This is a genomic window from Saccharopolyspora antimicrobica (genome assembly GCF_003635025.1).
Lineage (GTDB): Bacteria > Actinomycetota > Actinomycetes > Mycobacteriales > Pseudonocardiaceae > Saccharopolyspora > Saccharopolyspora antimicrobica.
This window is the reverse complement of record NZ_RBXX01000002.1, coordinates 3,151,686-3,165,477: the sequence shown is the minus strand read 5'-3', so window position 1 is coordinate 3,165,477 and position 13,792 is coordinate 3,151,686. Positions and strand designations below refer to the sequence as shown.

Annotated in this window: 16 protein-coding genes; 9 read left to right on the top strand and 7 right to left on the bottom strand. The window is 70.9% G+C overall.

The genetic code is table 11. From position 1 onward, the window contains the following. Positions 1–8 precede the first annotated feature (8 nt). Genes ATL45_RS15405 through ATL45_RS15385 form a run of 5 tightly spaced genes read right to left on the bottom strand, consistent with a single transcriptional unit; the run spans position 9 to position 4,073 of the window. Positions 9–749 carry an SDR family NAD(P)-dependent oxidoreductase gene (locus tag ATL45_RS15405; RefSeq protein ID WP_093159688.1) on the bottom strand — a complete coding sequence of 247 codons (741 nt, stop codon included), beginning with the start codon at positions 747–749 and terminating at the stop codon, positions 9–11. Next, positions 746–1,252 (bottom strand): aromatic-ring-hydroxylating dioxygenase subunit beta, encoded by a 507-nt coding sequence (locus ATL45_RS15400; protein ID WP_093159685.1) that lies wholly within the window; start codon positions 1,250–1,252, stop codon positions 746–748. Before ATL45_RS15400 ends, ATL45_RS15405 begins: the two co-directional genes overlap by 4 nt. After that, complete coding sequence (locus tag ATL45_RS15395) at positions 1,245–2,516, bottom strand: aromatic ring-hydroxylating oxygenase subunit alpha (RefSeq protein WP_093159683.1); 1,272 nt, start codon at positions 2,514–2,516, stop codon at positions 1,245–1,247. The genes ATL45_RS15400 and ATL45_RS15395 overlap by 8 nt, the downstream gene beginning before the upstream one ends. 14 nt (positions 2,517–2,530) lie before the next feature. Continuing rightward, positions 2,531–2,911, bottom strand: a complete 381-nt coding sequence (locus tag ATL45_RS15390) for a hypothetical protein (RefSeq protein ID WP_093159680.1) — start codon at positions 2,909–2,911, stop codon at positions 2,531–2,533. Between the two features lie 22 nt (positions 2,912–2,933). Further along, positions 2,934–4,073 carry an acyl-CoA dehydrogenase family protein gene (locus tag ATL45_RS15385; protein ID WP_093159677.1) on the bottom strand — a complete coding sequence of 380 codons (1,140 nt, stop codon included), beginning with the start codon at positions 4,071–4,073 and terminating at the stop codon, positions 2,934–2,936. Between the two features lie 135 nt (positions 4,074–4,208). Here ATL45_RS15385 and ATL45_RS15380 point away from each other — a divergent pair, with 135 nt between their 5' ends. The 4 genes from ATL45_RS15380 (at position 4,209) to ATL45_RS15365 (ending at position 7,826) form a co-directional block, all read left to right on the top strand. Then, positions 4,209–5,666, top strand: coding sequence for a sensor histidine kinase (locus ATL45_RS15380; RefSeq protein ID WP_093159675.1), 1,458 nt, complete (start codon positions 4,209–4,211; stop codon positions 5,664–5,666). Positions 5,667–5,736: 70 nt separating this feature from the next. Then, complete coding sequence (locus ATL45_RS15375; RefSeq protein WP_235863621.1) at positions 5,737–6,285, top strand: flavin reductase; 549 nt, start codon at positions 5,737–5,739, stop codon at positions 6,283–6,285. A gap of 27 nt (positions 6,286–6,312) precedes the next feature. Then, positions 6,313–6,594 carry a hypothetical protein gene (locus ATL45_RS15370; protein WP_235863622.1) on the top strand — a complete coding sequence of 94 codons (282 nt, stop codon included), beginning with the start codon at positions 6,313–6,315 and terminating at the stop codon, positions 6,592–6,594. After that, positions 6,591–7,826, top strand: a complete 1,236-nt coding sequence (locus ATL45_RS15365) for an amidase (RefSeq protein WP_093159670.1) — start codon at positions 6,591–6,593, stop codon at positions 7,824–7,826. The genes ATL45_RS15370 and ATL45_RS15365 overlap by 4 nt, the downstream gene beginning before the upstream one ends. Positions 7,827–7,841: 15 nt before the next feature. Here the strand turns inward: ATL45_RS15365 and ATL45_RS15360 are convergent, their stop codons facing one another. Then, positions 7,842–8,465, bottom strand: a complete 624-nt coding sequence (locus ATL45_RS15360) for a response regulator transcription factor (RefSeq protein WP_093159668.1) — start codon at positions 8,463–8,465, stop codon at positions 7,842–7,844. A 37-nt stretch (positions 8,466–8,502) separates the two neighbouring features. Further along, on the bottom strand, positions 8,503–9,060 hold the full coding sequence (locus tag ATL45_RS15355; protein WP_093159665.1) for a nuclear transport factor 2 family protein: 558 nt from the start codon (positions 9,058–9,060) through the stop codon (positions 8,503–8,505). A 578-nt stretch (positions 9,061–9,638) separates the two neighbouring features. Here ATL45_RS15355 and ATL45_RS15350 point away from each other — a divergent pair. The 5 genes from ATL45_RS15350 (at position 9,639) to ATL45_RS15330 (ending at position 13,788) form a co-directional block, all read left to right on the top strand. Beyond that, the gene (locus ATL45_RS15350; protein ID WP_093159663.1) at positions 9,639–10,739 is read left to right on the top strand and encodes a mandelate racemase/muconate lactonizing enzyme family protein; all 1,101 of its coding nucleotides are present in this window, start codon (positions 9,639–9,641) and stop codon (positions 10,737–10,739) included. A gap of 17 nt (positions 10,740–10,756) precedes the next feature. Further along, positions 10,757–11,614 (top strand): catechol 1,2-dioxygenase, encoded by an 858-nt coding sequence (catA, locus tag ATL45_RS15345; protein ID WP_093159660.1) that lies wholly within the window; start codon positions 10,757–10,759, stop codon positions 11,612–11,614. A gap of 2 nt (positions 11,615–11,616) precedes the next feature. Next, a complete protein-coding gene (gene catC, locus ATL45_RS15340) occupies positions 11,617–11,898 on the top strand; it encodes a muconolactone Delta-isomerase (protein ID WP_093159657.1) in 282 nt (93 codons plus the stop codon). 121 nt (positions 11,899–12,019) lie between these two features. Continuing rightward, the gene (locus tag ATL45_RS15335) at positions 12,020–13,246 is read left to right on the top strand and encodes a hypothetical protein (RefSeq protein ID WP_093159655.1); all 1,227 of its coding nucleotides are present in this window, start codon (positions 12,020–12,022) and stop codon (positions 13,244–13,246) included. Positions 13,247–13,275: 29 nt separating this feature from the next. Beyond that, the gene (locus tag ATL45_RS15330) at positions 13,276–13,788 is read left to right on the top strand and encodes a hypothetical protein (RefSeq protein ID WP_093159652.1); all 513 of its coding nucleotides are present in this window, start codon (positions 13,276–13,278) and stop codon (positions 13,786–13,788) included. Positions 13,789–13,792: the final 4 nt, after the last annotated feature.

Below are 13,792 nucleotides of genomic sequence, written 5' to 3'. Positions count from 1 at the left end.
AACTCCCATCAGCGCAGGTAGAGGCCGCCGTTGGCGTCCCAGCAGGCACCGGTGACCGAGGCAGCTTCGGGCGAGACCAGCAGCGCCACCATCCGGGCGATGAACGCCGGATCGCCGAGCCTGCCGACCGGGATGTTCGCCGTGAAACCCTCCAACGCCTCCTCGCCGACGATCGACCGCACCATCGGGCTGTCCAACGGTCCCGGCGACACCGCGTTGACGGTGACCCCGCGCGGCGCGAGCTCGCGGGCGAAGACCTTGGTCGCGGACATGATCGCGCCCTTGGAGGACGCGTAGTGGCCGCCGGTCGCGGTGCCGCCGTTCTGCCCGGCCAGCGAGGCCATGTTGACGATCCGGCCGTAGCCCTTGTCAGCGAAGTGCGCGCCGAAGACCTGGCAGGCCGTGAAGGTGCCGGTGAAGTTGACCGCCAGCACGGCGTCGAGCTCCTCCGGAGTGATCTCCAGCAGCGGCTTCGCCTGCGTGCGGGCGGCGTTGTTGACCAGCACGTGCACCTCGCCGAAGTCGGCGACCACGTCGGCCAGCAGCTGCTGCAGTGCCGTGCGGTCGCTGACGTCCACGCGGTAGCCGCGTGCGGTGGCGCCGGTGCTGTCCAGCTCGGTCGTCAGCGCCTCGGCATCGGCCACGTCGGCCACTGCGACGCGGTAGCCGTCGGCGTGCAGGCGGCGGACGATGAACTCGCCCAGTCCGCTCGCCCCGCCGGTCACCACCGCGACCTGCGCCGCGCTCACAGCAGGAATCCAGCGGCGGGCACGGCTTCTTCGCTGTCCACCAGCCGCACGACCTTCTGCGCGATGCGGTCCTCACCAGCCTCCGAGAGACGGATCCGGTGCACCAGGTCGCCGGCCCAGATGTCGTGGCGGCCGCGCTTGTAGGCGATGAGGATCTGCGCCGACCGCAACACGACCTCGTCGTCGGCCACCGACTCCGGCACGAAGCGGGACACCGTGCGCACCGTGCGGGCGGCGTCCACCGCCGCGATCGCGTAGCCCTCGATCATGCGGGTCACGCGCATCTGCCGCATGCGGGCATCGTCGTAGACCATGTTCAGCGTGTTCGCGAAGTCCTCGGTGTGCGGGTCGATCGGGATGATGTAGAGCCCGTCGTCCGCGTAGAGACCGTTCCAGGCGGTGTAGTCCTTGCGGTCGAGCAGCTCGGCCTCTCGCCAGATCAGCTCGATCGCCCGGACGACGCGGGGATCGGTCGTCGACAGCACGGTCGTCGCGTCAGTCATCGCCCATCATCTCCTTCCACTTGCCGTAGGCCGCGCGCATCCCGGTCTCGTCGGTGACGTGCGCGGTCGGCCAGCCCTCAGCGCTGCGCGTCTCGCGGCCGATGCCGCGGTTGACCAGGATCGGCATCTCCGGTGCGCCCTGCGCGCCGCGCTGCACCCGGTCCCAGCCCTCGGCGTCATCGGGCGTGCCGAAGCCGAACGGGCCCTGGAAGTGCTCGTGGATGCGCAGCCGCTCGCGGTTGACGGCGTCGACCTCGGGCGGGCCGTCCGGGCCGATCGCAACGTGCTCGATCCAGGTCTCGTCGACCGCGACCGGGCGCAGCACCCGGAAGAACGCCGAGGACATCGAGACGTTCGGGAACAGGTTGAGGTTGAACCCGGTGCCGTGCATGGCCCGGACCAGCTTGCGCACCTGCGCCTCGTCGAGGGTCTTCGACAGCTCGGCCACGAGGTCGTCGAAGCGGCCCTGGAGCGGTTCGGTGCCGTCGTCGGCGTCGAGGTCGGAGTGCTCGGGCACCATCTGCATCACGCTGTGCCCGTTGCCGAGGTCGTGGGTGATCGCGGCCGGGTCGGTCATGAACGACATCATGTCCGCGGTCTCGGCGTCCACCGACGCCATCCACGACCGGTGCACGATCGGGAAGTGGTAGCCGTCGGTGGTGTTCTCCAGCTGGATCTTCCAGTTGCCGCGGAACTTGAACTGGTGCTTGCCCAGCACCTTGATCGGGTAGCCGCCGCCCTGCTTCATGAACCGGTCGATCCACAGCCGGGCGTCGCCGAGGAACTCCTCCAACGGCTCGGCGTCCTCGTTGAACGTCGCGAACACCAGGCCGCCGTAGCTCTCGGTGCGCAGCTTCTTCAGCGACAGCTCGGACTTGTCGATGACGCCCTCGTAGCCGTCCGGGTACGGGATGCCGCGCAGCTGCCCGTTGAGGCCGTAGGACCAGGCGTGGTACGGGCAGGTGAAGCCGTTGGCCTTGCCGCTGGGCTTCTCGCAGATGCTGGCGCCGCGGTGGCGGCACCGGTTGAGCAGGGTGCGCAGCTCGCCCTTGCGGTCGCGGGTGACGATCACCGGCTGCTTGCCGACGTGCGTCGACTTGAAGGTGCCGGGCCCGGGCAGCTCGCTCTCGTGCGCGACCCACACCCAGGTGCGCTCGAAGATCCGCGTCAGCTCCTGGTCGAAGATGTCCGGGTCGGTGTAGAGGCGGCCGGCGACCCGGTCCCCGGCGGCCAGCCCGGCGGGCGCGGTGGTGTTGTCGGTCATCGGGTTCTCCCTGGTCAGTCGGGCAGCTCGACGTCTTCGCGGACGGTCAGCGCGCGGCCCATCCGGGCCTCGACCCTGGCGAACCGCCACAGCTTGGCGCGGCCGTCGGCGACCTGCGTGGTGCGGAAGAGGTTGCAGGCGGCCTTGACGGTCTCCTGCGAGTCGACGTCGGCGAGGATGTAGCAGGTCCACGGCCAGCCCTCGGACGGCCCGACCATGTGCGAGTCGTCGTCCATGTCGCCGATGAAGTCCACCCCGGGCAGCGCCTTGAGCTGGTCCATCATCGAGACGAACGCCTGCCAGACGTCGCCGATCTCGATGCCGTCGGTGGGCAGGTCGAAGAAGTTCTGGTTGATGCCGATGCAGAACAGCACGCGGAGCGGCTGCGCGGTCATGCGGATCTCCTTCGTCGTGGTGTCAGCGGAAACCTGGGGTGGTGGGCGGCATCCCCATGAGGACCGCGCCTGCCGCGTCGTACATCGACGGGCCGAGGAAGGCGTGCTGCTTCGGGACGAGGGCGTCGCCGTGCAGCAGCTGGAGCGGGTGCGAGGTGTTGATCGGCGCCGTGCCGGAGATCTCCAGCAGGCGGCCGACGACGTCCGACGACGTCTTGGCCAGGTGCGCGGAGGCGAGCCGCAGCCGCGCGTTCTGCTCCGCGGTGGCGTCGTCACCGGCCAGGACGGTCTCCCAGACCTCGTTGCTGAGCTCGTAGAACCACGCCCTGGCCGAGTGCAGCGAGGCCTCGGCACCGGCGATCTCGGTGCGGTAGTAGGCGCGGTCGGCCAGCTTCGGGGCACCCGTGACCCCGGCGTAGCCGGCACCGACTTCCTCGGCGTAGTCGAGCGCCGCGCGCGCCACTCCGGCGCCGACGACGGCCAGCACCTGGGCGGCGTAGGCGATCGTCGGGTAGCGGTAGAGCGGTTCGTCCACAGTGGGCGTTCCGCCGCGGATGAAGGTCCACTCGCGCGGGACCTCGACATCGCGCACCACCAGGTCGAACGAACCGGTTCCGCGCATCCCGACGACGTCCCAGTCCTGGACGATCTCGACCTGCTCGGGCCGCAGCACCGCGGTTCGCGGTTTGCCGCCGGTGCTCTCGTCGCCCGGGATGCCCACGCCGAGCACGTCGGCGCCCATGCAGCCGCTGGCGAACTTCCAGCGGCCGTCGACCCGGAACCCGGTCTCGGTCGGCGCGGCGGGCTGGACCGGGAACAGTCCCCCGGCGAAGGCCACGTCCGGGCCGTTGCGGTAGAGCTCGGCCTGCGTGTCCAGCGGCAGCGCCGCGAGGTACACGAGCGCGGACCCGAAGCTGGCGACCCAGCCGGTGGAGCCGTCCACGACCGAGATCCGCTCGATGCGCGCCAGGAAGTCGGCGGGGGCGAGCGGTTCGCCGCCGAACCTCGTCGGGGTCGCGGCGCGGTAGAGCCCCAGCTGCTTGAGCCGGGCGATGAAGTCCTTCGGCACGTAGCGCTGCTCGCGGAACTCGGCACGTCGTTCGGCGAGCTCCGCCAGCACGTCCTCGAAGCTGACACCGTCGCTCTGGTGGGTGTGCACCATCTCAGCTCCCTCGTCGTTGCTGGACGGCTCCCGACGTTACGAACGCTGCCACCGCCGCGGAAATTGGTATTGCCTCTGCCCCCGTAGGGGATTCCTTCAGTGCGACCCCCCGCGCACCCGTCTTACGCTGGGCAGATGCAGGTCGACCCGCGCGCGCCCGAGCTGACGGCGCAGGACTTCGTGACGATGGCGCACGCCACCCGGATGTGCGTGCTCCTGCACGACGCCGCGACCAAGGACATCCTCTGGGCCAACCCGGCGGCGTGCGAGATGCTGGAGTGGAGCGTCGCCGAGCTGCGCCCGCTCAAGGCCAACGACATGAGCAGCTCCGCGCAGCAGTACGACCGGGTGATCGGCCGCGCCTGGCTGCAGGAGGCCGTCGACCGGGGCGCGAGCCGGATCGAGTGGCACTACCGCGCGAAGTCGGGCCGGGTGATCCCGACCGATGCGGTGGCCGTCCGGGTCGAGCTGGAGCGCGGGCCCGCGGTCCTGGTGCAGTTCCGCGACATAGAGCGCGAGCAGGAGGTCGAGCGGCAGCTGCGGCTGACCACCTCGTGGGTCGACGCACTCGCCCACCACACCTCGACCGTGGCGCTGATGCTGGACGCCGCGGGCACCATCCGGTTCGCCACCAACACCGCGCTGCCGCTCATCGGCGCGACCGCGGGCGAGCCGCTCGGCCCGCTGACCGATCACGCCCGCCTGCGGCTGCGCGGCCGGGTGTCCACATGGGACGAGGTGCTGTCCCGTGCCGATCCGGTCACCTCGGTCCAGCTGGAGGTCGACCGGCCCGATCAGGAGCGGGTCTGGCTGGAGGGCAGCCTGGAGCGGCTGCAGGAGAGCGATGGGCTGCTGATGATCCTGCACGACGTCTCCGAGCGGGTCCACGGCCAGGTGCGCCGGGAGCGGGAGATGCACCGGGAGAACTACCTCGCCCGCTACACCGCGATGGGCGACATGGCGATGGCCATCGCGCACGAGCTCGGCCAGCCGCTGGCCGCGGCGGCCAACTTCCTGGCCGGTTCCCGCGCGACGGCGCCGGCCGATTCCCGCGTCGGCTACGGCATCGACAACGCCGTGCGGCAGATCGAGCGCGCGGCCACCATCGTCAGCTCGGTGCGCGCGTTCGTCGGCCACCTCGAACACGTGCAGCAGGTCGCTGACCTCAACGACATCCTGGAGGAGTGCCTGTACTTCGTCGGGTTGCGCGCGGGCCCGGCAGGCGTCGAGGTGCGGGTGGACCGCAGCCCGGAACCGGTGCTCGTCCGCTGCGAGCGGGTGCTGACCGGGCAGGTGGTGCTCAACCTGTGCTTCAACGCGATCGACGAGATGGCGGTCTGCGACCCGCAGCGGCGGCAGCTGACCGTCACAACCCGCATCGACGGTGACGCGGGCGTGCTGACCGTCGACGACCTGGGCCGCGGGCTGCGCCACGACCCGTTCGAGCGGACGTTCACCGACAAGGAGCACGGCAGCGGCATCGGTCTGGCCCTGAGCTACCGGATCATCACCCGCCAGCACGGCGCGATCTGGGGCGAGTCCCGGGACGAAGGCGGCTCGCGCTTCGGCTTCTCGCTCCCGCTCGCTTCGTAGGGGAAATCCTCAGGCGGGCGCGGGGAAGTCTCGATTCCCGGTCGGCGAGTGCGTGCGTAACGTCGGAACGGTGCCGGAAACCGCCGTCCTGCCCCCTGGAGGAATCGTGCCCGAGCTGACCCCGGCCCAACGCGACTTCCGCGCCGCGATGGCGAACCTCTCCGCCGCCGTCAACGTCGTGACCACCGACGGCGAGCACGGGCTCGCCGGGATGACCGTCAGCGCGGCCTGCTCGGTGACCGACTCGCCGCCGACCGTCCTGGTGTGCGTCAACCGGTCCAGCCGGTCCCACGACGTCCTGGTCGCCAACGGCCGGATCTGCGTCAACGTGCTCGGCGCCGAGCAGGAGGACCTGGCGATGCACTTCGCCGGGGCCACGAAGGTGCCGACCGCGCAGCGCTTCACCGAGGACTGCTGGGACCTGGAATCCGAGGGCGTCCCGGTGCTGCGCGACGCGCCCGCCTCGCTCATCGGCCGGATCATCGCCGAGCGGGCGCAGGGCTCGCACTCGGTGATGTTCGTCGAGGTGGACAAGGTGATGACCCGCGAGGACAGCGGCGCGCTGGTCTACTTCCAACGCCGGTTCCACAGCCTGACCGCCCCGCCCCTCAGCGCCTGAGCCCGCTCGCGGAAAGGAGCTCGCCGGATGCCCACCCCATCGGACGCCGAACCCACGCGGATGACGTTGACCTGCTACAACGACACCCACGGCTACGGTTGGCGACATGTCGACCTGTTCGTGCACGACGCCAACGGCCAGGAGCTGAACTGGGTCCACTGGGCGGTCGCGGAGGACGGGCCGGACGCGGCCGACGCGGTCACCGCGGAGGTGGAGCCGCTGCTGCGGCGGACCTCGGAGTGGCGGCACTCGGTGAGCGCCAGCGGCATGGACTACTGGGTCGCCGACGCAGCGTGGGAGCAGCCGTGAACAACTGGCAGCCCTGGTCGCTGCGCGAACTCGTCGGCGATCTGACCACCGGAGCGACCACGCCCGCCGAAGCTCTCCAGCGCTCCCGCGCCCGGATCGCCGAGACCGATCCCGAGCTGCGGGCCTGGGTGGAGCTCGGCGCCCCGGCCTCCGCCAACGGCCCGCTCGGCGGGGTTCCGCTCGCGGTCAAGGACATCGTCGACGTCGCCGGGCTGCCCACCAGGTGCGGCTCGCAGCTGCGCGCGGACGCGCCGCCCGCGGCGGCCGACGCGGCGATCGTGACCGCGTGGCGGAACGCAGGCGCGATCCCGGTCGGCAAGTCGGTCACCACCGAGTTCGCCTACTTCGCTCCGGGCCCGACCCGCAATCCGGCCGCACCGGAGCACACGCCGGGCGGATCTTCCAGCGGTTCGGCCGCGGCGGTCGCCGCCGGTCAGGTGCCGCTGGCGCTGGGTTCGCAGACGGCCGGATCGGTCACCCGTCCCGCCGCGTTCTGCGGCGTCGCGTCGCTGGTGCTCACCCGCGGCCGGTTCTCCGTCGAAGGCGTCACCGGCCTGAGCCCGAGCCTGGACAGCCACGGCTTCTTCGCCGCCGGCGCGTCCGACCTGGCCCTGGCGTGGTCCGCGCTGACCGGCGAACCCGATTCCGGTCTCGCCACCGGCCGACCGCCACGTCTGCTGCTCTGGACACCGCAGGCCCTCGAGCCACCGATGGCAACCGCGCTGACCAGCGCCTGCGCCAAGCTGCGCGCGGCCGGTGCGGTGATCGACGAGTTCCCGGACGGCCGGTTGATCGCACAGCTCACCGCCGCGCACCCGGTGATCATGGCCTACGAAGCCGCGCGCGAACGAGCGGTGGAGCTGGCGGCGGCGTCCCAGTTGAGCGAACAGCTGGCAACCCTGCTGAGAACCGGAGCCGCCACCTCGGAGCACGACTACGAAACCGCCCGCCGCACCACGACCGAGGCCGGCGAGCGACTGTCGGAGCTGCTGGCGGACTACGACGCCGTGCTGGGCCCGGCGGCCCTCGGCCCGGCGCCCGCCGGAATCACGGCCACCGGAGACCCGGTGCTGAGCCGCCCCTGGCAAGCACTCGGCCTCCCCGCCCTCTGCGTCCCGGGAATGCGAACTGAAGCAGGCTTGCCCCTCGGTCTCCAGCTCGTGGGCGCCGCACTCTCCGAAACGGAGCTGCTGGCAACAGCCTGCTGGTCCGAAGCAGCCCTGCGGGCCTGATCAACGCGCCCTCGGTCAGACATCCACCCGGTGCAGGAGGATGTCCCGGACCAGGGCCGCGAGGCTCTCCGCCGCCGCCTTCGCCTTGATGCGGGCCCGGTGGACGTCCACGGTCTTGACGCTGGTGCCCAGCTTGCCCGCGATCACCTGGCTCGGCAGGCCCTCGATGACCAGGCGCAACACCTCCCGCTCGCGCGGCGTCAACGCCTCCAGCCGGTCCGCGACGGCGCGGCGCTCGGCGTGCTCGGCGAACCGCCCCCGCGCCACGTCGAGCTGGGCCTGCACCAGCTCCACCATGCGCTGCGGCTGGTAGGGCTTCTCCAGGAAGTCCACCGCGCCGCGGGTGACCGCGCGGACCGACATCGGGATGTCGCCGTGGGCGGAGCAGAACACCAGCGGCGCCGGGTAGTCCATCTCCAGCAGCCGCTCCTGCAGCTGGAAACCGCTGATGCCCGGCATCCGCACGTCGACGATGACCACGGCGATCTCGGCGGGGTCGAACTCGGCCAGGAAGGTGGTGGCGTCCGGGTAGGTCAGCGCCTGCACGCCGATGCTCTCCAGCAGGAACACCAGCGACTGCCGCAGCGCCGCGTCGTCGTCGACGATGTGCACCACGGGTTCCGAATCCTCGAAGGTCACCGGACCTGCCTCCTCCGCGTCGCCACCACCCGCCCGCCTACGGCTTCATCAGCACCGACGCCGACGGGTGATCGCTGACCCAGTCCGCGGCGAGCGGGGCGATGAACACGTTCTCCGTGCGCGTGCGTGTGATCCTCCAGGTATCGCCGGTTTTTCGGAAGGCGTTGTTGAGCCGGCTGGAGCGCAGCAGCGCCTTGCCGTCGGAGAACAGCCAGGGCTGCACGTGGATCCACTGGCCGGTCGCCTCGTCGCCGTCGACGTGGATCTGCTCCGAGGTGAGGTAGTGCGCGTTGAGCAGCAGCGCCGGGTCCTGCTTCTGGCCCCAGAACGCCTCGAAGTGCGCGCGGATCGCGGCGGCGCCCTCCGCGCGGCCGAACTGGCCGTCGTAGTACTCGCCGACGCCCTCCCACACGGCGTCGTCGGTGTAGAGCTCCATGATCAGGTCGATGCGGTGCGCGTCGTCGCGGACGCCGTACTCCGGGCACGGCGTGTCGCACAGGAACATGTAGCGGGCCTGGATCCGGCGGATCTCGGCCTCGGCCTCCAGCACCTCGACCCGGCGGGCCAGCTCGGCGACGGTCTTCTCCAGCGACATCGGCGGTGTTCACCTCACAGGGCGTTGGGTCCGGCAGGAGCATCCCGGCGCGCGGTTCGGCACAGCGCTTCTCGGCGTTCCGCCCAGAGGAGTGCACAGTGGACGGCCAGGAGCTCGCGACGCGACGGGATTCCGGTTCTCCGCGCGGACTTCGGCGATCGGGCCGCAACGGCCCGCGAGATGCATCCTGCACCAACCGACGGCCGCAGCGGAACCCCCGCACCGCGAAAACCCCCGAGCGGTCACCGATCCAGCCCAGCAGCCGCTCCACGACCACACTCCACGCCATCACCGCAGGTCAGACGCCTTCGGAATCGGTTCACCCCGGCAGCCCGCCTGAAGGAATCCCCTACGCCCGCAGGGGCTCTACCAATTCCGGGCCCGCAGACCGGCCCCTACCCTCGGCAACCACCCAGGCAGCGGCGCGACGAGGAGGCCGATGTGATCCCGTTCCGGAGCAGCCGCCAGGGCGGAGCGCCGCAGCCGCGCACCTCACCCCATTCCACAGTGGACGAATCGATCACGCTGCGCGACCGGGCAATCACGCGCGCGGCCGAGACCCGTGCGGGAGGATTCGCGTGAAGATCACCGCGGTGGAGGCGATCCCGTTCGCCATCCCGTACGCCAAACCGCTGAAGTTCGCCTCCGGCGAGGTGGCCACCGCCGAGCACGTGCTGATCCGCGTGCACACCGAGGACGGCATCGTCGGCGTGGCCGAGGCACCGCCCCGCCCGTTCACCTACGGCGAGACCCAGGCCGGGATCGTCGCCGTCGTCGAATCGCTCTTCGCGCCGCAGGTCACCGGGCTCCGCGTCACCGAACGCGAGGTCGCCCGCGCCCGGCTCGGCCGCACCGTCGGCAACCCGACCGCCAAGGCCGCCATCGACATGGCGATGTGGGACGCCTTCGGCAAGACCGTCGGGCTCGGCGTCAGCGAGCTGCTCGGCGGCTACACCGACCGCCTCCGGGTCAGCCACATGCTCGGCTTCGACGAGCCCGCCGCGATGGTCGCCGAGGCGGAGCGGATGATCGCCACCCACGGCATCCGCACCTTCAAGGTGAAGGTCGGCCGCCGCCCGGTCGACCTGGACATCGCCGTGGTGCGCGCCCTGCGCGAGGCGTTCGGCGACGGCGTGGAGCTCTACGTCGACGGCAACCGCGGGTGGACCCCGGCGGAGTCGATGCGGGCGATGCGCAGGCTGGCCGACCTCGACCTGCTCTTCGCCGAGGAGCTCTGCGCGGCCGACGAAGTGCTCGGCAGGCGCTGGCTGGTCGGCCACCTGGACGTGCCGTTCATCGCCGACGAATCCGCGGTGACCCCGGCCGACATCACCCGCGAGGTGCTCGGCGGCTCGGCGACCGCGATCAGCATCAAGACAGCCCGCACCGGCTTCACCGGTTCGCAGCGCGCGCACCACCTCGCCGAGGGGCTCGGCGTCGAGGTCGTCATGGGCAACCAGATCGACGGTCAACTGGGCACTGCCTGCACGATCGCCTTCGGCGCGGCCCACCAGCGGACCTCGCACCGCGCGGCGGAGCTCTCCAACTTCCTGGACATGACCGACGACCTGCTCACCGAACCGCTGCTGATCACCGACGGCGAGCTGCGGGTCCGGCCCGGTGCCGGGATCGGGGTCGAGATCGATCCCGACAAGCTCGCCCGCTACCGCACCTCGTGAGAACCGGAGGAACCCAGATGAGCACCACCGACGAGACCGCCACCGCAGCCGCTTCCGGAGCCGCCGCGACCGAGCGCTTCCACCACGACAAGTCTCCCTACGACGCGGTTCGCGACACCCCGAAGGAGCGCGTCGACCTGCTGGCCCGCGAGGTCCTCGGCGCGATCCACGAGACGATCCGCAGGCACCAGGTCACCTACGACGAGTACAACGCGCTGAAGGCGTGGCTGATCCAGGTCGGCGAGGACGGCGAGTGGCCGCTGTTCCTGGACGTGTGGGTGGAGCACGTGGTCGAGGACGTGGCCACCGCCGACCGCCAGGGCAGCAAGGGCTCGATCGAGGGCCCGTACTACGTCCCGAACGCCCCCGAGCGCGGCGCGGACGCCGATCTGCCGATGCGCGACGGCGAGGCGGGCACCCCTCTGCTGTGGGAGGGCTCGATCACCTCCGTCGACGGCACGCCGCTGGCGGGCACCGTCGAGCTGTGGCACGCCGACGCCGACGGCTACTACAGCCAGTTCGCCCCGGGCATCCCGGAGTGGAACCTGCGCGGCAGCTTCACCACCGGCCCGGACGGCAAGTTCCGGATCCGCACGATCCAGCCGGCGCCCTACCAGATCCCGACCGACGGTGCGTGCGGCAAGCTGATCGCCGCGGCGGGCTGGCACGCGTGGCGTCCCGCGCACCTGCACGTGAAGGTCTCCGCGCCCGGTCACCAGGAGCTCATCGCGCAGCTGTACTTCCCCGGCGACCCGCACAACGCCGACGACATCGCCAACGCGGTGAAGCCGGAGCTGATCCTCGCGCCGGTCGGCCAGGACGACGGCAGCGCTAGGATCGACTACGGATTCGCGCTCGACCGGCAGGAGGACTGACCGTGCTGTTCCAGGTCCGAATGGACGTCCACCTGCCGCACGACCTCGACCCCGAGGCCCGCACCGAGCTGCTGGCCAGGGAAAAGGCCTACTCCCAGGACCTCCAGCGCGCGGGCAAGTGGCCGCACATCTGGCGCATCGCGGGCGAGTACGCGAACATCTCGATCTTCGACGTGGACTCCAACGACGAGCTGCACACCCTCCTGTCGGGCCTGCCGCTGTTCCCGCACATGAGCATCCACGTGACGCCGCTGGCCACCCACCCGTCGGACATCAACGCCTGACGCTCCACTGAGGACGGACGGGGCGCTCGAGCCCCGTCCGTTCCCGTGAAACCCTCCCCGCGGCATGCGTTGCTGGCCTACTGTGATCGAGTTCCGGGAATTCGATCTTCGGGGGCATCGGTTGCGCAAGCTGCTGCGTCGGGCGCGTTCCAAGGCCGACCACACGTGGTTTCTGGCGGTCCGCGAGTGGCCGGTGCTGGTCTCCGCCCTCGGCGTGCTGCTCGGCGCGATCACCATCCTGCCCAGCGCGGTGGGCGTGGTGATCTCGGTGATCGCCCTGCTGCTGGGCACGGCCACCTTCGTCCGCGACCTGCGCAACCTGCGCAAGCGCTGGTCCTCCCACGAGTTCTCGCTGATCGCCGCGCCCTTCCCGCACGAGCAGATCCCGCCGCCCGCCGCGTACCCGGAAGCCGGCTACAGCTACCTGCCCAACCGCGGTACCGCGCTGCTCAGCGACGAGATCGACCGCGCCTTGCGGGAGCGCACCTTCGCCGTGCGGGTGGCCGACGAGCCCTACCGGCTGCCACCGGTCCTGCGCGCCACCGCCCCGCACGTGCTGCCCATCCGGGCCCGCGGGCGCCTGCTGTTCAACGGGCCGGTCGTGGGCCTGCGAACCGATCCGCTGCCGGGCGACGGCGAGACCGAGCTCCAGCTGCACAAGGCCCGCTTCTTCGACTTCCAGTGCTCCAACGAGCTGTGCGCGATGCGCATCACCAACCGCGAGACGGGCGAGGACTTCGACCCGCGCCGCCGCCTGCTCACCGACGCTTCCGGTCGTGCCCGAACCCTGGCGGCCAGCGTCCTGTCCGACGTCGTGGGGATCTCCACGCTGGCGATCACCACCGACGGCCGGCTGCTGCTGGTGAGCCAGTCCGACCGCAACACGGCGAGCCCGCTGCTGCTGGCCCCGTCCGGCAGCGGCTCCCTGGAACCCCGCGACCTCGTCGACTCCGACGGCAAGGCGCGGCGCACCCTGACCGACGTCGTGCGAACCGGCATGGAGCGCGAGCTCTGCGAGGAGACGGGCCTGCACCCGGACACCATCGCGAGCACGGAGCTGACGGGTTTCGCGCGCTGGATGGAGCGCGGCGCGAAACCGGAGTTCTTCGGCGTGACGGAACTGTCGGTGTCGAGCGAGGAAATCCGAGGAACGGGACCACGCGGCGCTGAACGCCTGTACAGCTCGGACGTCACGGTGCTGGAAATCGACCTCGAAGCGCTGGGAACCGAACTCGCAGCGGGAACGGCCGTCCTCGACGCCCCGAGCCTCCCGCCGATGATCCGCGACGTCGGCTCCCTCCCGCTCCTCCTCGCCATCCGCGCAGCAGCCCGCCACCGCACTGCCTGACTGGCGCGAACAGTCCGAACGGAGCACACGTGGAGAACACCGAGCCGGATCACGAACCGGAAGTGCGCAGCTACTACCTGCTCGAATTCCTCTACGAGGAAACACCGAACGCCTTCGACATGGGCTACCTCTCCGCCGACCCGGCCGAGATCCGCGCTGCGCTGGAGGACCAGTACAACGGCGAGAGCCCGACCACCGGCCCGGGCGAGCAGGTGTGCCTCTGGGTGGTCCAGCGCGGGGTGCTCGCGCACGGCCTGGACCTCAACCCGCTCATCCGCTCCCGTTGCGAGGACGGAGTCGTCCGAACCCTCACCGAGATCCGGAACCTGAGCGGGAAGACCTCACCGGCGACGAGCTACACCATCGACTGGGACACCATCGCGGCCCAACTGCCACCCCTGCAGAACCCGCTGGCCACCTCCGACGACGAGGACCTCGTCCTCGACGTCCCCGACCCGTTCCCCGCACCGGACGTGCCCATCACGATCGGAGACCAGGAGGGATGGCTGAACCACGGTTGGACCGACATCACCGGCGGCTAGCGGC